The organism is Wenzhouxiangella sp. YN9 (assembly GCF_056324165.1).
In genome coordinates, this window is record NZ_JBJNIP010000086.1 from 87,025 (window position 1) to 108,010 (window position 20,986).

General features: G+C 63.5%; 19 protein-coding genes. 3 read left to right on the forward strand and 16 right to left on the reverse strand.

From position 1 onward, the window contains the following. Nucleotides 1-456 precede the first annotated feature (456 nt). From ACEWQ0_RS06020 to rlmM, 6 genes are all read right to left on the reverse strand, one after another. Nucleotides 457-1,521, reverse strand: a complete 1,065-nt coding sequence (locus tag ACEWQ0_RS06020) for a cobalamin-independent methionine synthase II family protein (RefSeq protein ID WP_476484839.1) — start codon at nt 1,519-1,521, stop codon at nt 457-459. 436 nt (nt 1,522-1,957) lie between these two features. Further along, nucleotides 1,958-3,214, reverse strand: coding sequence for an MFS transporter (locus ACEWQ0_RS06025; RefSeq protein WP_476484818.1), 1,257 nt, complete (start codon nt 3,212-3,214; stop codon nt 1,958-1,960). 154 nt (nt 3,215-3,368) lie between these two features. After that, nucleotides 3,369-4,829, reverse strand: coding sequence for a leucine-rich repeat domain-containing protein (locus tag ACEWQ0_RS06030; protein ID WP_476481471.1), 1,461 nt, complete (start codon nt 4,827-4,829; stop codon nt 3,369-3,371). A gap of 177 nt (nt 4,830-5,006) precedes the next feature. Beyond that, the gene (locus ACEWQ0_RS06035) at nt 5,007-5,384 is read right to left on the reverse strand and encodes a thiol-disulfide oxidoreductase DCC family protein (protein WP_476484819.1); all 378 of its coding nucleotides are present in this window, start codon (nt 5,382-5,384) and stop codon (nt 5,007-5,009) included. Nucleotides 5,385-5,445: 61 nt separating this feature from the next. Then, complete coding sequence (locus tag ACEWQ0_RS06040) at nt 5,446-5,922, reverse strand: YbhB/YbcL family Raf kinase inhibitor-like protein (RefSeq protein ID WP_476484820.1); 477 nt, start codon at nt 5,920-5,922, stop codon at nt 5,446-5,448. Between the two features lie 277 nt (nt 5,923-6,199). Next, nucleotides 6,200-7,267 (reverse strand): 23S rRNA (cytidine(2498)-2'-O)-methyltransferase RlmM, encoded by a 1,068-nt coding sequence (rlmM, locus tag ACEWQ0_RS06045; RefSeq protein ID WP_476481208.1) that lies wholly within the window; start codon nt 7,265-7,267, stop codon nt 6,200-6,202. 189 nt (nt 7,268-7,456) lie between these two features. Between rlmM and ACEWQ0_RS06050 the strand changes: the two genes are divergently transcribed. Then, a complete protein-coding gene (locus ACEWQ0_RS06050) occupies nt 7,457-8,146 on the forward strand; it encodes a hypothetical protein (RefSeq protein ID WP_476481209.1) in 690 nt (229 codons plus the stop codon). Nucleotides 8,147-8,205: 59 nt separating this feature from the next. On the opposite strand, the gene ACEWQ0_RS06055 is transcribed toward ACEWQ0_RS06050, so the two are convergent. The 9 genes from ACEWQ0_RS06055 to ACEWQ0_RS06095 all read right to left on the reverse strand — a co-directional run bounded on the left by ACEWQ0_RS06055 (nt 8,206) and on the right by ACEWQ0_RS06095 (nt 17,014). Further along, on the reverse strand, nt 8,206-8,415 hold the full coding sequence (locus ACEWQ0_RS06055; protein WP_476484821.1) for a hypothetical protein: 210 nt from the start codon (nt 8,413-8,415) through the stop codon (nt 8,206-8,208). A gap of 25 nt (nt 8,416-8,440) precedes the next feature. Then, a complete protein-coding gene (locus ACEWQ0_RS06060) occupies nt 8,441-10,111 on the reverse strand; it encodes a DUF885 family protein (protein WP_476484822.1) in 1,671 nt (556 codons plus the stop codon). Between the two features lie 197 nt (nt 10,112-10,308). Further along, entirely contained in the window at nt 10,309-11,439 is a 1,131-nt protein-coding gene (locus ACEWQ0_RS06065; protein WP_476484823.1) for a pyridoxal-phosphate-dependent aminotransferase family protein, read from the reverse strand. Nucleotides 11,440-11,479: 40 nt separating this feature from the next. Further along, nucleotides 11,480-12,967 (reverse strand): protein adenylyltransferase SelO, encoded by a 1,488-nt coding sequence (locus ACEWQ0_RS06070; protein WP_476484824.1) that lies wholly within the window; start codon nt 12,965-12,967, stop codon nt 11,480-11,482. A gap of 127 nt (nt 12,968-13,094) precedes the next feature. Further along, nucleotides 13,095-14,072, reverse strand: a complete 978-nt coding sequence (locus tag ACEWQ0_RS06075; protein ID WP_476484825.1) for a ThiF family adenylyltransferase — start codon at nt 14,070-14,072, stop codon at nt 13,095-13,097. Beyond that, nucleotides 14,069-14,674: a thiamine phosphate synthase gene (locus ACEWQ0_RS06080; protein ID WP_476484826.1), complete on the reverse strand. Its 606-nt coding sequence runs from the start codon at nt 14,672-14,674 to the stop codon at nt 14,069-14,071. The genes ACEWQ0_RS06075 and ACEWQ0_RS06080 overlap by 4 nt, the downstream gene beginning before the upstream one ends. Further along, nucleotides 14,671-15,432, reverse strand: coding sequence for a thiazole synthase (locus tag ACEWQ0_RS06085; protein WP_476484840.1), 762 nt, complete (start codon nt 15,430-15,432; stop codon nt 14,671-14,673). Before ACEWQ0_RS06085 ends, ACEWQ0_RS06080 begins: the two co-directional genes overlap by 4 nt. Nucleotides 15,433-15,435: 3 nt before the next feature. Then, a complete protein-coding gene (thiS, locus tag ACEWQ0_RS06090; protein WP_476481216.1) occupies nt 15,436-15,633 on the reverse strand; it encodes a sulfur carrier protein ThiS in 198 nt (65 codons plus the stop codon). After that, a complete protein-coding gene (locus ACEWQ0_RS06095; protein WP_476484827.1) occupies nt 15,623-17,014 on the reverse strand; it encodes an FAD-dependent oxidoreductase in 1,392 nt (463 codons plus the stop codon). The genes thiS and ACEWQ0_RS06095 overlap by 11 nt, the downstream gene beginning before the upstream one ends. On the opposite strand from ACEWQ0_RS06095, the gene ACEWQ0_RS06100 reads away from it, so the two are divergent. Continuing rightward, on the forward strand, nt 16,982-17,980 hold the full coding sequence (locus ACEWQ0_RS06100) for a transposase (protein ID WP_476484828.1): 999 nt from the start codon (nt 16,982-16,984) through the stop codon (nt 17,978-17,980). The two genes, ACEWQ0_RS06095 and ACEWQ0_RS06100, sit on opposite strands and share 33 nt — an antisense overlap. Before the next feature lie 241 nt (nt 17,981-18,221). Here ACEWQ0_RS06100 and ACEWQ0_RS06105 read toward each other — a convergent pair whose 3' ends face one another. Further along, entirely contained in the window at nt 18,222-19,076 is an 855-nt protein-coding gene (locus ACEWQ0_RS06105) for a DNA ligase (RefSeq protein ID WP_476484829.1), read from the reverse strand. Nucleotides 19,077-19,482: 406 nt separating this feature from the next. On the opposite strand from ACEWQ0_RS06105, the gene ACEWQ0_RS06110 reads away from it, so the two are divergent. After that, entirely contained in the window at nt 19,483-20,874 is a 1,392-nt protein-coding gene (locus ACEWQ0_RS06110) for a serine hydrolase domain-containing protein (protein ID WP_476484830.1), read from the forward strand. The last annotated feature ends 112 nt before the right edge of the window (nt 20,875-20,986 follow it).

A 20,986-nucleotide genomic window follows, 5' to 3' on the forward strand; every position in this document is an offset into this window, starting at 1 on the left:
AATAGACATCCTCTCCCCCGAAATCCAGAGTCGGCAAGATCCCCAAAGCCATCTGCGCACTGCCGACCCGTGAAGAAGACCCGCCAACCAGCGGAGTCATGGACGTTCTGAAAGCCAGACGCGGGAGCACCGTCATCAGGGAAAGTTCAGGTTGACGCTGGAGCACCACGCGCCGGTCACCGTCGTGCTGATAGCGCGGAAGCTATCATCCGTGGCATCCGTGGAATCAGCCATGGTAGCGAGCTGACGGTGATCGGTATGGCCCCGGCTCACGATCTGTCGCTGGGTCTGCCCGCAGGCGTTGCCGCGGCTCAACCGGGTGTCGGCGCTGCCGAGACCTGCAGAACATCGGCGCCCGCGGCTGGGCCGGGGTGCTGATGTTCATGAGGTGTGGGCCGGCGCTATCAGCCCGCGCGCCACACGCTCACGCTCACTCGAGGAACAATCCGGCTTCGATCAAACCCCGAGGGCTTGCGCGGCCAGCCTGGTCCCTTCCAGACGGGCGCGGATCTTGTCAAAGGCCAACTGCCGGGCGGTTCCCATATCGTCGCCGAATGGTGAAAACCCGCAGTCGTCGGTAGTACCCAGGCGTTCCAGCGGAATGTATTTCGCAGCCTCCAGGACTCGATCCCTCACTTCCTCCGCTGTTTCCACGCGTGGGTCGATCGGGTCGATGACGCCGACAAAAATCATCTGTTCAGGATGCGAATGCTCCTTGATGATCTGCAGAACGCGCGGCCGATCAGGCTCGCTCGCCAGCTGGATATAGAACCTTCCAGTCTTTATCTGGAACAGCTTGGGCAGCACTTCAGCGTAATCGACATCCGCGCTGTGGGTAGAGTCCAGATCACTCCCCGGGCAGGTATGAATCCCGATGCGCTGGCGCTCCTCGGCAGTAAAACGTTCCAGCCCGCGGTTATTCACCTCGACAAGTTCGTCAAGCAGCTGCCCCGAGGGATCGAGCTTCATCGTCAACCGACCTTCGGTAAAGTCGATCTGGACGTTGTGGGCACCCAACTCGAGGCAGCGACGAACTTCCGCCTCGTGGCCCTGCAATATGTCCTCGATATATTCATCGCGGGAGTATCCCGGAATCTCCTTTTCCGGATAGAAAAGACTCAGGGCCGATGCCGAAATAACAGCCTGCTTGAGAGGACGGGAGGCATATTTCTGCGCGGCTTCCAGGTACTGGTCGGCCGTTATTGCGTAGCGGAACGGGCCTTCGGTCAATCGTGGCCACTGCCGTTCATGCCCATCGGCAAACGGGACCTTCATGCCGTCTGCTGCAAAGTTGGGGAGCCCATGAGCGGGATAGGTGAGAAAGCTGGGCTTTTTCTGTTCACCGTCTGCTATCACCGGAGATCCCGTTTCTTCGAAGCGCAGGATGGTCTCGCGAGTTGCCTCATCGTAGAGCGCATCCAGCTCTTCTGCCGAGATCTTGCCGGTTTCGTGATCCTTGATGCCCTGGCTGCGCTTGTCCATTCTCGGCACGCTGCCGATCGGTTCCGTAGGAATTGACAAAAAAACTCTCCTTGTGAAGTCTGAAGTTTCTTGGCGCGGGCGCTGCTGAGCGGCTCTGGCTTGCAGGTCAATGTGTCGACCGGTAGCAATTGCCAGATCATTGGAGACAGGGGATCCCCGCCCGCAGTTCGTCGACGGACGGCGCAATGATGCCGGCCAGGAGCCAGTCACTCATCTGCTTCGGAGCCTGCAGCTCTCTGGGGGCGACCTCCGCCGAAACCGCTTGAAACCCCTTGTTTTTGAAAAGGTTTCCAGCCTCTCAGCAGGGCACTCTACTGTGGCAGGGTGCCTTGGTGTTTGTCAAATCGGGCGACGGCTGGCCCAACCCCGAGAGAAGTTGCGGATCATGGTCTGCCCTGGCCTCGCCAACAACTGCAGCGCCAGGTATCACCGGGGGGGAAGAGCGGTAGAAAAACAGGCTGTTGCTGCGCTGTCGTCAGCAAGCGCGCGCAGAGACCGCAGCTCGCCGCTGCAGCAGCGCCACCGGGAGCGTCAGCAGCGATGCCCCGGACGCCACCAGCAAGGCGGTAGAGAAAGACAGCCCGGCGGCGAGCGTTCCCACGAGAACGGAGCCGATTCCGGTGCCGGAGTCGAAACCGATGTTCCAGACCGCGCTTGCAGTGCTGTATTCCCGGGGACGCACGGCCGAAAGCGACAGCAGCAGCGTCAGATTCTGCAGCCCGCCGTAGGCTATCCCGACGAGGGTCATGGCGATCAGGAGCAGCACCACACGGGTAGCAGCCGGGTCGCTGACTGCCACCGACGCGAGCACCAGCCCCAGACCGCTCAACAGGACCAGCGGCCACACGAACACTCGCGCGCCGTAGCGGTCAGCGAGCGCCCCCAGGCGCCAGCGGCTCAGCGCTGCGGCTGCGGTCAACAGCGCCAGCCCGGCCGTGGTTGCGGCCGGAACCGAGCTCATCTGCGGAGCAAAGGTGATCAAGGCACCGCCCGCCAGCGTCACCCCGATGAGAATGACCATCGGTGGTACCAGAGCACGGACGAGGTATTGCAACCGCCCTGCGCGGAGCGTGCTGGCCTTCCGGAGCGGATCCACGGTGTCGGACAGGACAGTCCCGGTGCTGGCGACCTGCCGCTGTTCCTGTTCCTGTTCTTGCTCTTGTTTTTGCTCTTCTTCTTGTTCCTGACCTTGTTCCTGCTCCCGCAGCACCTGCCCCAGCCGGGCCGCTGCTCCGACGGCCAGCACCGGCACGGTACCGACGGCGAACACCAGCCAGAAACCGACGTTTTCAGCAAGCCACGGCCCGGCCGGCAACAGCAGCAGCTGGGGCCCGGCGACGGCAGCGCCATAGGCACCGATCGCCGCCCCGTGCCGTTCAGGCGGCACCAGCCGGGCGACCGCCGCCGAACCGGTAACGGTGATAATGCCGAAGCCGATTCCGCGCAGCGCTGAAAGCACCAGAATCCACGGCAGCGCATCGGATACCAGATGCAGCAATGCCGGGCCGTTGAGAAAGAGCAGCCCGACGGCAAGCACCCGGCCCGTGCCGAAGTGGCGCAGCAAAGCGGGCACGAACGGCTGCGTCAGGATCGTCGTCAGCATCAGGATGCCGTTGACCAGACCCGAACCGGCTTCGTCAGCACCGCCGCTGACCGCCCACAGCGGCGCAATCGGCAGCAGCGCGGAGAAGCCGGTGAACCCGGCCGCGGTTACTATGAGCAGTGCGGGCATTCCGGCGGCCCGCCAGACAGATGTTGCTGGGGAAAGTGAACTCACGGTCGGTTACTTTAACCCGCCCGGACGGGCACGTTGTCGGTGCCGAAGCCGGCGCCAACCGATGTGGCTGGCCCCGGATCGATGCCGCGCCGCCCGCCCGGACGGCGCTTCAGAACACCTCGCTGATGCCGTTGGCGCGCTCGAGCCCTTCGGGCAGCGCGAACAGCTCGGCGGCCGGAGCCTGATCTTCCACGGCGGTGACCCGCGTGGTGATCACTTCGTCGGAGGCCGGCGCGTGCATGAGGGCGCGCACCGGAAATCCGCCGGTCGCCGCGCTGCTGTAGTCGCGATTGCTCGACAGGCCGTAAAAGCGCTGCGACGAGAAGCTGCCCTGCATCAGCTGCTGTGTCTGGAGAAACGTTGCCGCTTCGAAGCAACCGGTATCCTTCAGCTCCGCGCCCAGCTCGGGCGCGACCCACAGCTCCTGCATCAGGGCCCACTCCGCGTCGGCGCCGCCCTCTTTCTCGTGCGGCCGCCACTGGACTCGGTAATGCCGCGCGGTGTACCCGGCCATCTCTTCCTCGCCTGCCTCGTCAACCCGCACGTCGACGGCGTAACGCACCTGGGGGTCATCCGGCAGAAGTTGAACGGCGATGAAGTTGGACAGCTGCCGCGCAAACTCCCGCATCGGCCCGTACCAGTAGACGCCGCGCTCGGCATTGATGAGATGCACCGGCTTCGCGCTGCCAACGCATGAGACCACCACCCGCGTACCGTCCGGGTTCAGGCGCGCCAGGCGGCCATCGTCGACCACCATCGTCTCTTCCTCATCGGCCGTGGCCATGGTAATTCTCACCGGCTCGGCTGAAGCGTATTCGGCGCAGGCGGCACCGCCCTCGCCGCGCTCTTCGTAGGCCACATTCACTCCCTCAGCCTTGAGTCCATCGATCACCTGCCGGGCAGATGCACCTGCACAGGTGTCCAGTGCCGGATTGCCGTACACGGACAAGCGCGCCAGGCTCGGCAGCTCAGCCAGCGGGCGCAAGTCAGCAAGGGCGTTCTCGTGCAGCTGAAGCATCTCGATCTGATCTGCACCCGCCAGGCCGGAGACATCCTGCAGCCGGTTTTCGCTCAGATTCACGAATCGCAGTGCGCCCAGATCGGCCAGGCCTGCGGCGTTGGCAACCTGGTTCTTGGCCACATCCAGGCGCTCCAGCCGCTTCAGCTCCGACAGTGGCGCAACGCTGGTTATACGGTTTCGGCGAAGCAAGAGCATCTCCAGATTGGCAAGACCTGCCAGCGGCTCCAGATTCTCCACGTCGTGATCGCGCAGGTTCAGATAGGTGAGATTCTTCAGCGCCTCGATACCGCCAAGTGATGTGATGCGGTCTTCTTCCTCGGGCCACTCGGCGGTCAGCCGCTCGATCGCGGCCACGTCCGCGGCATACAGCGGCTCGTTTTCGTCCTTGTCGACCACCTGACCACGCACCGCGCGCTCCAGCGCCGGGTCGTCGAATTGCAACGGCGTGTTTTTCTGCGCGACGGCGTGCGAGGCGGCACCGAGCAGCAGTGTCAATGCAGCGGCGGGCAAGAACTGCGCCAGCAGGCGAAGCGTGGTATCAGGTCTCATGGATGATCGACTCCTCGAAATGAACGTAGCTTCTGCTACAGGGAAATGAACGTAGCCTCTGCTACGGGATGATGGCCACACTAACGCAAATGAGCGCGGCGCTACGCCACGAAACGAGATTGAAGTCAGAGCATGTGCACTGCCGCCCCCTGCGGCCCGGATGGGCCCAGGGCAGGCTTACTGGGGCAGCCGCCCGTCACGCGCCAGCCGGCGCCGCACCCAGCGATCGTAGAGCCGGCGCAGCACGCCTTTCAGACCCGGCAGATTGATCAGCCAGGCCAGCGGCCGCAGCCGTGGCACGCGGCGCATCAGCAGCACATAGGCCTCGATGCCGTCGACGATACGCCCTGTCTCGGCCTCTTCGACGTGCAGCGACAGCAGTGCCGCCGCCGGATCGATTCCCTTCTCGCGCAGGGTCTCGGCGTAGCGCGTCGCATCAAGCCAGCTCACCGCCTCGCCGGCCTTGCCCGCCCAGCGCTCGTAGCGCGCGCGGTCGCGGCGGCAGACCGGACAGCGCTCGTCATAATAGACCGTGAGCTTTGCGGGCCGAGTCATGGGCGCGGGCCATGGCAGTCACGCCGTGGTGACTGCATCCCGGAATGAAACAGGCCCGATATCAACCGCGCCGGTAGGTTCCCACCAGGCGGTTCATGCCGAGCAGATGCGGCTCGACGTGCTCGAGCAGCTCGGCCATCGAGAGCCCGGCAGGCAGATCGGTGGCCTTGTCCAGCGCCAGCACCCAGAAATAATAGCGGTGCACACCGTGACCTTCCGGCGGCATCGGGCCACCGTAGCCCGACTTTTCCAGATCGTTGACCCCGGCGGTTCCCTCCGAGCTGTTTTCGTCCAGCGAGGTGGTCGACGCCGGCAGGTTGTAGAGCACCCAGTGAACGAAGCCATAGCTGCCGTTCTGCACCAGGGGCGCGTCCGGGTCGTGGCAGATCACGGCGAAGCCCTTGGTGCCTTCCGGGGCGTCTTGCCATGCCAGCGCCGGCGAAACATCCTCGCCCTCGCCGGTGTGGCGGCTTGGAATGGCGCCGCCGTCCTCGAAGGACTTGCTGCTAACGCGCATGTTTGAAAGGGCAAATGCCATGGTAAACCTCCTTGGTGGTCTTTCCATCTGATGTTGACTTGGCGGCAATCCAGTCAAAGTCTGCATTCGTGCCGCGTTGCCAATCGGTGTCGTGCCGCCCGGGTCGCGACTGCGATTCATTCTAGCGGCCTGTAATCAATCGTCGGGGCGGCTGGCCGGAAACACAAACCACGTGCTCGCCGACATCGGGCGTCAAGCATCAGACGCGGCCTGCACAAAGCCATCTTTTGCTGCCAGCGTAACGCTGGTTCTTGATCCATGGTGCCTCTGGCCAGGGTCAATCCAGCAAACGCACGTGCACCGTCACTTCTTCACGATCATGATAGAGGTGACGGCAGGCAATGTCTGCGCGCACGCCCGCTTGCCCCAGTGTGGCCTGCAGCCTGACCAATCCATCGCGGACCGCCAGCCAGCGGCGCTTCATGGGCAGCTTCAGGTTGAAGATCGCTTCGCGGCACCAGCGTCTGGCCAGCCAGCGCGTCATCATGTCGATCACCCGCGATGGTTTGTCGACAATATCGCAAACCAGCCAGTCGAGCCTCCTGGGCGGGATCCATGTAAAGCCGTCCTTGCGCAGGTGCGTGACCATCCCGCTGGCCATCAGCTCCGGGTTCATGGGGCCGTTGTCAATGGCATGAACCTGCATCCCCCGGTTGACCAACTGCCAGGTCCAGCCACCGGGGGCCGCACCCAGGTCGGCTGCCTGCATCCCCTCGGCCAGTCGCGTCGGCCATTGATCACGGGGAATGAACTCATGCCAGGCCTCTTCCAGTTTCAGCGCTGACCGACTCGGCGCCGCCCGCGGAAAACGCAGGCGCCGAATGCCGCCGGGCTCGTCGCTGCGATTGCCGGGAAAACTCATTCCCAGCTGCACCCGATCGCCATCGCTCCACCACAGATGCAGCCGTCGCGCTCCCGCCTTGCGTCGCAGGGCGCCGCGTTTCTTCAAGCTCGATTCCAGCGGGCGTTTGAGCGCCTTGATCAGCGGCGACAGCGCCTTGGCCGCGTTGGTGTCCGGCGTCTCCTGCCACAGCGTTTCGAAGTTCCAGCCGCTTGCGGTCACCTGCGCCACGATCGGCGACAGACGGTCATTGCGGTCCAGCGACAGCGGCGGCAACGCTACCAGGCTTTGGCGAGCGAACACCAGCGCCGCCAGCGGCAGGCTGCGGTGCAGGGTGTTGGCGGCCTCACCTGGCGGCAACACGTAGCGCACGCAGCCGCTGTGCGGCTGCGCCCGCGCCTCGCCCTCAAAGCCTTGCCGCCCGGCCTTGTCGTGGAGCTCTGCGGCCAGGTCAGGCTCGAACCCCGGGCGGCAATAACACAACAGTTCGTTGGGCACGCTCATGGCGAGCCCTCGCCCGAGCCGTACGCCGGGCGGGCCCGTTGTCGCTTGCGCATTGGAAACATCGAGGATTCTGCTCCGATCGTATTTCTGGCCCGGCAGATGCCGTTCGGTTAATAAAGGCAGCCCAGTAGCGCTATGATGTAGTGTTACGCGCGCACGGGCCCGACCTTTCCGATGGACTTCATTTTCATGCTTACCCGCCACGACCGCACGGTGGACCACGGGCTCGAACTCATCGAGGCCGCCGTACCGTTGGGCGTACGGCATATCGGCTTCAAGGATGTCGGCGTCAGCCGTGCCCGGCTGGAAGAGTACCATCGCCGCACTCGGGCGCTGGGCGCAAAAAGCTGCCTGGAAATGGTCGACACCCGCCCTGGCGCCGCCCGGCGCACGGCTGCCATGGCCGTGGAAATGGGCGTCGACTGCCTGCTCGGCGGCGTTGATGTGGCTCCCACGCTGGCCCGGCTGCGCGGCTCGGGCATAGAATACTATCCCAATGCCGGTCGCCCCGAAGGCCATCCGGCCCGCCTGCACGCCAGCCCCGAAGACGTAGCCAGAGATTGCCGCCGGGCCATGGCCGCCGGCTGTTCCGGTGTCACCCTGCTGGCCCATCGGGCCGTCGCGGCGCGCCCCGAAACACTGGTAGACGCCGCTCGTCAAGCCCTGGAAGAAACCGACCAACAGCCGCGCGGGCGCCTCATCGTCGCCGGCAACGTCTCCACCCCGGCCATGATCCACAAGCTCGCCCGCGCCGGCGTCGACGCTTTCACGGTTGGCACCGCCATTACCGAACACCAGTTTCTGCCCGACCGGCCCTCCATGAAAGCCCAGATTCAGGCGGTAATGGCAGCCTGTGCAGCGCCGCCGGATCAATCCTGAGGCACACCCTCCTGGTGTCGGCTTGACGGAGGACGCCGACGATCGAGCGCGGCGGCCGGTCAGTTGGCGGACTGCCGCACGAACCCTCGCCAGTCGGCTACTGCGGCGTTGACTCCGGCCAGAATCGCCTCGGCCCGTCCCCGTTTCATCGATGCGTTTCGGGCACATGCGCGAAGGTCTTCCAGCCCGAAGTCCCCGCGCTTGTCCATCAAGAAGGCAATGCTCTTGACGTGGTCGTCCTGGTTGCGCGCTACCAGGTTGAATACCATGCGCTGCAACACCACCGGACCCGCGTCAGAACGACCCCCGCATCTCTTTGATCTGATCGTCTCGCCCGGTCATGATCCAGCGGATCAGCGATATCGGGATGAACCCGGCTGCGCGAAACCGGTCATGGAATGTCTTCATGTCGAAGTCATCGCCCAGATCCATGGCCCGCTCCGCCAGCAGGCTTTCCAGCTCCACCTTGCCCATGTAATAGCCAACGCCATAACCGGGCTGGCGCAGATAGAGCTCGATGTCGAACTCGGCCACCGCATCGCCGGGATCCATCCATTTGGGCGTGCGTTCGATGAGGGATCGATTGGCTTCGGCCCAGGTCCATTCATTGGACTGCATTTTCACTTCCGGGCGAACGCGCGCTGCGCGTTTGGCGCCAAGGATATAGTCGATTTCCCGGGTTTTCGGGCGATCTGCCAGCATTCCGCCTTGAAGAATCAGCTCTTCAAGGTAGAACGCCCAACCCTCAGACCGAATCCCATTGATGAAGAACAGGCGTGGCTCTCCCCGGATGGGCCGATCGTCCCGTTGATACTGCAAGCGGTCAAAGGCGTGTCCGGGCAGGTTGTGTGCCCGCAAGGGACGCCCATCGCGAAACTCGGCCTGAAAGAAAAAGTGCAGATCGAGAGGCGGATCGAAAAGCCCAGGTTTCGAAGGGTCACGGTCCGCAGGAAACACATACGGACCCTCATCGGGATCGTGCTCGAGCCATGCTGGTATCGTCATCCAATCGCCGTCTTTCAGAAAGGCGAGAAGGTCTTCATCTTCTTGCTTGCGTTTGGCATCAAAAGCGCTGCGGGTCGTCACGGGCTCGATCATCGGGATATCGCGATTGCGGTGTTCCTCGATTTTGAGAAAGGCAAGCTGCCGCTGATATTCCCGCTCGCTGATGATTTCTATGGCGTTGACATCATAGGGAAACAGCAAGACATTCTTCAGATACCAGTCATAGTTTTCGCGACCCACACCGCCATGATCCGGAAGGGTGTCTTCTATCTCTTCCAGCCATGCCTTGAATTGCCGGGCCGCGGCCTGTGCTTCCTTCGCCGGCCGAACAAGTGAAGGGTGATGGTCTTCAGCGTCCGTGGCGAACTGGCCATAGACATTGATTTCCACTTTCTTTTGCGCAATGGCCAGACGCGCAAGGTCGCCGCGTGCTTCCACCAGATTGTTGCGCGCCTGCCGCAAGGCCTCTGGCACCGCCTCAAGCTGCGACACCAACGCCTCTACGTCCTGTTCTTTGGCGATAGGCAGCTCAGGCAGGTGAATGGCGCCGTGCATCTTGGGCCCAAAACCCAGGTCGGTAGTGCTGTAGAAGGCCGGATCGCGCGCCCACGGCCTGATGACGCGGTGCTGAAAATCCAGGCCGCGCATTTCGGCCAGAACCAGCATGTAGTCAACGCGCTGCTCGATGGGCCAGTCACTGTCATCAATCGCCCGCAGCCGGTCCATATAGCTCTCGAGCTCGCGGTGCTGCTGCTCCATGGCGCGCCGGGAATAGTCGGGAACCCCCTCGACGACGTGTGGCGGCACAAAGCCCCGAAACTCGGCATAAAGCGCTACCAGCGCGTCATGTCCGGCAGCGCTGGGCTGGGCCGAAACCCGGGCACTGCCCTGCCCTGCTGAAGACAATGCAAAAGACGATATCAAGAGTGCCGAAACGGCGAGTAGTGTACGCAGCATCATGGGTCCTCATTGCGCTGGCTCGAGTTCAAAATCCACCCACGGGCGAACCGCCCGCACATCCGCAGGCTGCGGATTCCTGACCATCATCCAGCAACTCATGGCCATATGGGTGCGATTATGGGTATTTCATTTCGCGCCCATGATACAGGAAAAAGCCGACGGGCAGTGATTGCGCGGGACGGGCTTGTACCGCGCCCTCAGCTCCGGATCGCTTCCAGAGCCACTGCCAGATGCTTCACGGTCCGATCCACATTGGTGAGCTTCTCCAGACCGAACAGGCCCAGACGAAAGGTGAGGAAATCATCCGGCTCGCCACACCTCATCGGCACCCCCGCTGCGATCTGCAAGCCCTGCTCGCGGAACAGGCTGGTGTTGTGGATATTGATGTCGTCGGTATGCAGAACCACGACGCTCGACGATTCAAAGCCCGGAGCAGCGACACTCTTGAAACCGGCGCTGTAGAACAGCTCGCGCACTCGGCTGCCAAGCTCTTCCTGCCGCTGGCGCAGCAGGTCGAGGCCGGTTTCGAGCGCCTCGCTCATGGCGTCGCGAAGAACGACCAGGGCATCGGTTGGCATGGTGGCGTGGTAAGCGTGGCCGCCCGACTCATAGGCCTGCATGATCTGAGCCCATTGGCGCAGATCGGCCACAAAGCTGCTGCTGGTGGTTTCTTCCATGCGCGCAACGGCGCGGGCGCTCAAGGTAATCAGGGCGGCGCAGGGTGAGGCGCTCCAGCCCTTTTGCGGTGCGTTGATCAAAACGTCCACGCCACAGGCTACGGTATCAACCCACAGGGCACCGGAGGCCACGCAGTCGAGAACGAACAAGCCGTTGACGTCCTGGACGGCATCGCCGATGGTTTTCAGATAGTCATCGGGCAAAACGATTCCGGCCGCGGTCTCGACGTGGGGAGCGAAGACAACCGCTGGCTTTTCGGCCCGGATGCGCGCTGCAACCTCTTTGGCCGGCACCGGTGCATAGGCGGTCTGGTCGGCGTCATCCACCGGCTTTGCCTGCAGCACGGTCATGCTGTCGGTGATCCGACCGGCTTCAAGTATCTGCGTCCAGCGATAGCTGAACCAGCCGTTGCGAATCACAAGGCAATGCGCATCATGGGCAAACTGGCGCGCCACGGCCTCCATGCCAAAACTGCCGCCGCCGGGCACAACCACCGCGGCCTCGGCGTTATACACCCGGCGCAGCGCCGCGGAGATATCCCGCATCACTTGCTGGAATATTTCGGACATGTGATTCAACGAGCGATCGTTGAATACCACGGAGTATTCCAGAAGCCCGTCGGGGTCAACAGCGGGAAACAATTTGGACATCAGTAACAGATCCTCACAGGTGTGCTGGTTTGCGCCCGCCTCAGGTTCCGCAGAACGTCGTCAGTACGCGCTCCGACGGCTCCGGGGGGCGGGCCAGGTCTTCATTGCCGGGCTGGTCATCCCAGGGTCTGGACAGAACCCGGCGCAGTCTGTGCATGGGCTCGAAATCGAGCCGGTCAATGGCGGCGTCAACCGCCGCCTGGGCCAGGTGGTTGCGCAGCACAAAGGCGGGATTGACGGCCTTCATCGCGGCGCGCCTGGCGGCCGCATCGCGTGTTTCGGACGCCAGCCGGGCGCGCCACTGCCCGGCCCACTGGTCAAACGCCTCCGGCTGGTCGAAACACTCGCGCACCGGGCCGTCGTGGCGACTGTCCGTTGCCGAGACCTCACTGAGGCGGCGGAAGGTCAGCGTCATGTCGGCACGGTTGGCGGCCATGCGATCAAGCAGCGACTCGGCCAGCTCCACGTCGCCGTCGCGGCGCTCGGCCAGGCCCAGCTTGGCTGCGAGGCCGTCGTGAAAACGACGCTCGAAGCGCGCCGGAAATCGGCCCAGCAGCGTATTGGCCCTCTCCAGCGCCGCGCTCGACTCATCGGCAAGCAGCGGCAACAGGCACTCGGCCAGACGGGCCAGATTCCACTGGGCAATGCCGGGCTGCTGGTTGAAGGCGTAGCGCCCGCCCCGGTCGATAAAGCTGTAGACCGTGGCGGGGTCGAAGGCGTCGACGAAACCGAACGGCCCATAGTCGATGGTCTCGCCGACGATGGAGCAGTTGTCGGTATTCATCACCCCGTGCACGAAGCCGACCAGCATCCAGGAGGTGACCAGATCGGCCTGGGCGTCGACGACGCGGGCGAGCCACTCACTGTATCGAGCGTCGGATCCGGCCAGCTCGGGCCAGTGCCGTTCAATCATGTAATCGGCCAGAATTCGCACCGCATCCGAGTGCCCCTGCCGGTGGAGAAACTCGAAGGTGCCCACGCGCACGTGGCTGGCGGCCACGCGGCACAGAATACCGCCCGGCTCGGGCCGGTTGCGCCGCACCGTCTCACCGGTGGCAACGGCAGCCAGCGCCCGCGTCGTGGGTATGCCCAGAGCATGCATGGCCTCGCTGCCGAGGTATTCCCGCACCACCGGGCCGATCGAGGAGCGGCCGTCGCCGGCGCGCGAAAACGGCGTGGGTCCCGAGCCCTTCAGCTGCACATCCCGTCGTTGGCCGTCGCGATCGATGAGTTCTCCGAGCAGCAGCGCGCGGCCGTCCCCGAGCTGCGGCACCCAGTTGCCGAACTGATGCCCGGCATAGGCCATGGCCAGCGGCTCGGCGGTGTCGGGCAGCTGGCGGCCCGAGAGCATGGCCACGCCGTCGGGGCCGGACAGCCAGTCGGGGTCGAAGCCGAGGATCTCGGCCAGCGGTCGGTTCAGGGCAACCAGCTCGGGGGCAGCGACCGGCTCGGGCCGGACCCGCACGAAGAGCTGCTCGGGCAATCGGGCAAAGCTGTGCTGAAAACGCGCGGAAGCTGTCGGTGGCATATACGGGAGGATACCAAGCGGGCAGTTGCTGAGTGTGGACGTTGGCTTTACCCGGCGCTTGCTGCCCGGTGACGCAGCATGCAGCAGACCACGCCGCGAACGGCGCCTCGAGCCTGGCGAGGCTGCGTTATCGGGGTGCGCCCTGTGCTTCCGGCACGCTGAGCAGGGCAATGTCGCCGCGCCAGCGGGCGCGCAGCGCCACGGCACAATGATGCGCGCGCAGGCCCGTTCGGCAGGCCAGCACAACCCGCTGCGTGTCGGGCGCAACGTCGAGGTCGGCAACGGCCTCGGTCGGAACATGCAGCGCACCGGGGCGAAACGGCGCGGCCGCTTCGCTGCGCACGTCGATCACCATGTCACCGGCACCGATGGCAGAGGCGGCGATGAAAGGCACAGGCGCAACCGGCTCGGGCGCATCGTCAAAGCGGAAATCAACCATGCGCCAGCGCTGGGCGTGGAAGGTCATCATCTGCCCCAGCGGCGAAGGCGACAGGCCCAGCAGCACCGAAAGGGCCATTTGCGCCTGCAACGTCCCCATCATCGCAACGACCGGGCCGAGGATGCCGGCGCTGGAGCAGCTGGGAGCCGCCTCCGGAAGATCGGGAAAGATCGCGCGCAGCGAAGGCGCACCACCGCAGACGCCGGCCACGTAGCCCTCCAGCGCCAGCGCCGAGGCGGTAATGAGCGGCTTGCCCGCCGCATGGCAGGCATCCGACAAGGTGAGGCTGGCAGCAAAGGTGTCGGCGCAGTCGAGCACCAGGTCGGCCGCCTCGATCAGCGCCGGCGCGGTATCGGGATCCAGCCAGGTCACTATCGCATGGATATCGACCTCGGGGTTCAACGCCCGCAACGCGCCCGCGGCCGCCCGTGCCTTGGGCGCGCCGACATCGGCCATGCGATAAAGCGGCTGGCGATGCAGGTTGTCTGCCGCCACGTGGTCGCCATCCACCAGGGTCAGGCGGCCCACGCCAGCGCCCGCCAGATACTGCAAAACCGGCACCGCCAGCCCGCCCGCGCCGACCACCAGAACACGCGCTTCGCGCAGGCGCTTTTGCCCTCCTGGGCCCACCTGCGGCAGAATCATCTGTCGCGCATAACGGCTCATTGGCAGGCCTCCACCCACGCGCGCATGCGCGCATCTGGATCGGCGTGACGCGTGATATCGGTGACGGCCGCCAGCACATCGGCCCCGGCGTCGAACACGCCCGGCGCCCGCTCGACCGACAGCCCGCCGATGGCGCACAACGGCAGGTCACCGATCAGGCGCTTCCACTCGCTCACGCGGCTGAGCCCCTGTTCATGCCATGGCATCTGCTTGAGGATCGTTGGATAGACCGGACCCAGGGCCACGTAGTCCGGCTCGAGCGTCAGCGCGCGATCGAGTTCATGGTGATCATGGGTTGAGATCCCCAGGCGCAGCCCGGCGCGGCGGATCGCCTCGAGATCGGCGCTGTCGAGGTCTTCCTGCCCCAGGTGCAGCCAGTCGGCGCCCTGATCGATGGCAATACGCCAGTGATCATTGATCACCAGCGCCGCGCCATGCTTGCGCGCCAGCGCCAGCGAGCGCGAGATTTCATCGCGCAAGGCGGTCTCGGCGCGCTCCTTGATGCGCAGCTGTATCAGGCGCGCGCCGGCGTTGAGCGCGCGCGCAACCCAGTCGGCGCTGTCGAGCACCGGATAAAAACGTGGCAGAGCGGTCGTCGTCATAACCATGCCTTCCCGATCAGAGGTGTCGAGGGCGCTGCCATGTCGCGCGCCGGCATCGGGCCGGAGCGAGCGGCCAGCTGGCCCGCCTGCGCCGCAAGCGCAAAGGCGCGCGCCATGGCGACAGGATCGTCAGCCTGAGCCACGGCGGTATTCAGCAGCACCGCGTCATAGCCCATCTCCATCGCCTGGGCAGCGTGGCTGGGCAGGCCCAGGCCGGCATCGACCACCAGCGGAATATCCGCAAAGGTCGCCCGCAGGCTGCGCAGCGCAAACGCATTGGCCAGTCCGAGCCCGGAGCCGATGGGCGCGCCCCAGGGCATCAGCACCCGGCAACCGGCCTCGACCAGTCGCGCGGCGATCACCTGATCCTCGGTCGTGTAGGGAAATACCTTGAACCCCTCGGCACAGAGCGTCTCGGCGGCAGCCACCAGCTCAAACGGATCCGGCTGAAGGGTATCGTCGTGGCCAATCACCTCCAGCTTGATCCAGTCGGTTTCGAAATACTCCCGCGCCATCCGGGCCGTGGTGATCGCCTCGCGTGCGCTGTGACACCCGGCCGTATTGGGCAGGATATGTACGCCAAGCGAGCGCACCAGATCCCAGAACGCCTGCCCCTCGCCGCGCTCGCGGCGCAGCGAGACCGTGGCAATGACGGCGCCCGATTCGCGAAACGCTGCCTCGAGCACCGCCGGAGACGGATATTGCGATGTACCCAGCATCAGCGGGCCATCCAGTTTGACACCGTAAAAATCGCGAATCGCTCAGCCCCCCTGCATCGCGGCCAGCACTTCCAGCCGGTCGCCCGCTGACAAGGATGTAGTCGCGCGCTCCTCCACGGGCACAAAGCGCCCGTTGAGCGCGGTTGCGACTTTCGCCTTCCCCCAGCCGAGCTCTTCCAGCGCCCCTTCCAAGTCCTCGGCCGCAATTTCCTGCGTGGCGCCGTTGACTTCAATCATCATGAAAAAGATCTCCCGTTGCTGAATCTGAAATGAAATCCGCGGCCTGATGCGCCAGGGCCGGTGCCAGCAAATAGCCGTGGCGATAAAGCCCGTTGAGGTGCAGCACCCGGCCGCGCGGGACAATGCGCGGCACATTGTCGGCAAAGGCGGGGCGCAGGGCGGCACCGAACTCGACGATCTCGGCCTCGCCAAAGCGCGGGTCGAGCGCATAGGCCGCCGACAACAGCTCCAGCGCCGAGCGGGCGGTGACAGGCCCGCGCGCCGCGCTTTCGATCTGGGTTGCCCCGAGCATGTACAGCCCGCCACCGCGCGGCACGACGTACAGCGGATGGCGCGGATGCAACAGGCGCACCGGGCGTGAAAGTTTGATCTCGGGCGCACGCAGCAGCACCAGCTCACCGCGCACGGCGCGCAAATCCGGCAGGTCGCCCTGCGCTGCAAAACCACGGCAATCGAGCACCCGACCGCTCAGCTCACCCGGCGTGGCCTCTGCGCGCTGCACCGGCACACCTTCGGCCGCCAGCGCCGCCACGAGATCAGCCAGCGCGCGGCGCGGATGCAGACAGGCCTCGGACTCGAAGAACAGCCCGCGCCGATGCCGCGGCGCCAGTTCGGGCTCCAGTTCAGCAATCTCCGCCGCCGTCACCTGCCGGTGGCCGCGGGTGCGGGCAGCAAAGCGGTCAAGCTCGGCGTGGTCGCGCTCGAGCGCAAGCACAAGCGTGCCGGTCTGCTGCACTTCAGTGAACGCACCCCATGCATGTGCCGCTGTCGCACCATGGTGCACAACAATCGGTTCAGCCACCGCACCCTCGCATTGCGGCGCCAACATGCCACCCGCCCACCATGAGCAACCATGCGGCCCCGGGGGCCCGGCACGGTCAATCAGGCGCGGTCGAATCCCGCGATCCAGAAGGGCGCGCGCAGCCCAGAGTCCGGCCACTCCCGCGCCCAGAACGCTCACGTCAGCCATTGCGCCAAACCTCGCGAAAACGATGCACCGGCCGGCGACCCGAAGGAAAGCACAAGCGGCCCACTGCCAGACCTCCAACGGCACCCAGCGCCAGTTCCGATTATAACTGGAAGGGCAACCGCCCCGCCCCTGCCCAGGCCAACAACAGAATCCGGCCCCACGAATCCCTGGGAGACACCTCTGCAATCGAATTTCTAACCGACCGCGGTCATGTCGAAATCTCTGGTTATGCCTGGTCCTAAGTTGGGGGAGTGGACCGCAGAATCCAGGACACCCACGATCCGTAGGGCTTTTCCTACATCCCGGCGCGGCATTCTGAGAATTTCCCCATGCCCGAGCGGGTGGCAGGATCAAGCCATGGCCTATCCACGCAGTCAATTGATCAGCGACGAGGAGCCCGGCTTCTTCCATTGTGTGAGTCGATGCGTACGGCGCGCCTTCCTGTGCGGGGTGGCCGCACAATCCGGCAAGAGCTTCGAGCACCGACGTCAGTGGATCGAGGGCCGGATCTTTAAGCTCGCGGATTCGTTTGCGATTTCCGTTTATGCCTACGCAGTGATGAGCAATCACTTCCACATCGTTCTCCGTAGTGACCCGCAAGCGGCAAGGGCATGGACGGATCGAGAGGTCGCCGAGCGATGGCTGGCGATTTTTCCCGGCTCCATCAGTGATCGCGACGACCCGGCCTGCGTGGAGCGCGCCACACTCGCCTTGCTCGGCAATGGCGAGCGCCTGGATGTGATTCGCCGGCGCTTGGGCTCGATCAGCTGGTTCATGCGGGCGCTCAACGAGCCGATCGCCCGGATGGCCAACCGAGAGGACGGCTGTACGGGACGATTCTGGGAAGGCCGGTTCAAGTGTCAGGCGCTGCTGGACGAGCAGGCGGTATTGTCCTGCATGGCCTACGTCGACCTGAATCCCGTCCGCGCCGGGATGTGCGAGACGCTGCGTGAATCCGAGCACACGTCAGTCCGGCGTCGGACCGAATCGGCTCGGTCTGCAATCGACAAGGCTCTTGGTCGTCGTTCTCATGGGCAGGCGCTCAAGCCGGTCGCGGGGCTGGACGTCGACGCCCTGGCCGACCTCACGGAATCCAGCTACATCGACCTCGTCCGCTGGACCGGGCTACAGGCCCATCCTGACAAGCGCGGTAAGCTTTCTGCCGCCGAAGCGCCGCCCGAGGGCCTATGGAGCGTCGCCAACCATCCACGTGAATGGATGCGGCGCGTGCAAGGCACCGAGAGTCGCTACTATCGGGCGATTGGCTCGGCCGAGGCACTGATGCTCAAGGCCGCCGACCTGGGCCAGCGATGGATGAAGGGCGTTTCCGGCGAGTTCGCGCTCAAGAAGCTTCGAGAACAGCCTATACCCTGGTAGCGCGTTCATGACCAAGACTTAGCCCGGAGCCGACGGCGCCCGGCGCTCCTCATGGGGTGATTCGGCCCAAGACCCGAAATCCAGCGTCCTAGGGGCGATTCAGCGCCCCACTGGCCTTGCTCCCAGGAGATTCCCAAGCGTTACAGCCTGAGAAATTGGCCATTCGGCGAGAAATTTCGTGGGTGTCCTGGTTTTTGGTCGACTACCGGACGGCCTGCAGCTTCTCGACGAGCTTGCCGGATCAATGATCGGTTTGCGGCTCGTCATCGCGTACCCGGAGAAAGCTGGCGAAGCGCGGCAGGCCGCTTGCCGTGTAACCCCGGTAGCGGAACGTGATCAGGCTGCCAATGGCTGGCGGATGGCGTCGGTCGGCATCCGTGAAACCGGTGCCGATACGAAACCGGCGGCCATCCTCCAGTTCGACCTCCAGGGATCCCATCAGGCCCCGGTACTTTCCTTTTCCGGGTAAATGGCGGACTACGGTGGCTTCTGCATCCTGATGGGTCTTGACCTTGAGCAGATCATCAGAGCGGCCGGCCTGATAGAGACTCGCCTTGCGCTTGAGCATCAGCCCTTCCGCACCGTTGGCGACGACTTCAGCAAGCTGCGCCATCAGCGCCGAGTGGCTTGCAATCGGGCGCTGCTCAACCAGGACCAGATAGCGGGCGCCCGACGTCTCTACCAGTTCCTCGAGCTGCCGGTAACGCTGTTCAAACGGCATGCCCCGGCCCGGCTGATCAAACACATGGAAACGGACCTGACGCCACTCGCTGTCGATCGGTTGATGCTTGCGCACCACGCCCGACAATTCGGCAAAGCGCTGCCGGCCGCTCCATAGCTCGCCGTCGAGCGGCTGGTCTGGAAAATCTTCGGTAAACCAGTCCGGGGCGGCGTACACATTCCCGCCGCGGGACCAGAGCTTCTCGCCGTCCCAATACGCCCGGACTCCGTCCAGTTTCTCGCTGACCCAGTAGGCCTGAAGGTCCACGCCGGGGTGATAAACATTGGCCAGCGGCAAGGCTGGTGCCTGTGCGTCCCCGGGTACGGAAGCGAGGGCGATTGGCAGCAGAAAAATCAGGCTGAGCGCCAGAAGCACGGGCCTGGATTGGCCGGTTGTTCGGTGTGACTTGCCCATTGGTCCCGCTTGCGTTGGAATGTAGAGGCATGTTAGCGCACCATCTGTTTGGTGACTTATTCAGCTGAGCTCTACATCCTGGGTTGCACTGACTCACAGGCTGCTCGAGACGATCAGGCGCCAAGTCCCGATCAACACGGCAATCACTGGAATAATAAGCCTGGACCACATTGCTTCAAGCTTCTGAGGCCGGGTAAGATCTGCAAACGATATAGCGCCACAACCGCTCCAACTTGACACACCGGGGACGGCACTTTAATCGCATCGAGAACGCTGACCCGGCTCACTGGAGTTTCACGATTGTTATAGCGTGCTGTTGTGTGCTGTTATAGCGCAAATGAAACAAGGAGCCGTATTGAGGTCAATCATGAAGCGCTATTTCACTATTTTAGCTGCCGCCTGTTTTGCTGCGAGCACCAGTGCAGAAGAAACAGAAACAACGCTGAACGCATACGCCGCCGGCTACAAAGCGAACTTCACGTGCAGCGCAACCTTCAATAGCGGAAAGTCAGAAGCGCAAATCCAGGAAGATGAGCTCACGGGCATCTACCCACTAATTGCCGATAGAGTTGGCCGCCTGAAGGCCAAGGTTAATAGTGACGAAAAATGGGTCAGTGTCGCTTATGACGACAGCAAGCGGGCGCGTTATTCAGTCTGGCGGCCACGACTCGGCTGTGTTGACTTGCCCGTTGGTGCCACTGCGAAAGACACCGACAAGGTTTATAAGCCGTTTCCCCCGGATGCTTCGGAACAACCCGACTCGGGAGAGCCGTGGAACAGTCGCAACGGTATCAATGAGCCCACCGGAAACGAAAAGCTGGACGCAGTAATCGAGCGAGCTTTTAGCAAGCATTATGGTGAGGGCGCACGAACGTCCGCCGTTCTGATTGCGACGCCCGACAAGATAATAGCCGAGCGTTACAAAGAAACCTTTACCCCTGAGACAGCTCAAAGAACGTGGTCCGTAGCAAAAGGTATTGGCGCGAGTGTTATTGGCGCAGCGATTCAACAAGGAATCTTGACTGCTGACCAAAACGCCGGCTTGCAGAATTGGTCACATCCACTGGATCCGCGTCAGCATATTACGCTGGACAACCTGTTGCATATGGCGTCAGGCCTCGACAGCAATCAGGCAGGCAATCGCACCGATCGCGTCTATATGGGTGGCGGCCTGGTCAGTGACACAGCCACCGGAACGGCCCTTGAGGTTGAGCCGGGATCGCGCTGGAAATATGCGAACAATGACACCATGCTCGCGCTTCGTGTGCTGCGTGAAACCATGCCCAGTGAGGAAGCCTACGTGACGTTCCCTTACAAGGCGTTGCTGGACAAAATTGGAATGCAGCACACGTTTCTGGAAACCGACTGGAAGAATGACTTTATCTTGTCGTCACAAGTGTGGACGACATCGCGCGATCTGGCTCGCCTGGGTGTGCTGCACCTGCAAGAAGGAAGGTGGGAAGGAAAGCAAATCTTGCCAACGCACTGGTTGGAATATATCAGCACTCCTGCACCTGCTCAGCCGCCTGAAGGCTTTCCAGGTTACGGGGCGCAATGGTGGCTATACAATGAGCGCTTTCCGGAGCTTCCCAACGACACGATTGCGGCTCGCGGTAACCGAGGACAATTCCTTGTAATTATTCCAAGCGAGAACCTCATTGTGGTGCGTCGCGGTTACGATCTGGCGGGCATGCAGGGTTTCAGTGAGCACAACTTTACCCGAGATCTCCTAAGCGCGTTGCGCTCGACCTCTGTGTAGCTTTCTGTAGCTAGCGGGCAATCTTTTCATCGCGACACGGCGTGCATCCGGCTCGCCACCTGCAGGCAGTGGAGTTATGCTGTACGTTTGCATTGCAACCTCAAGGAGAGCA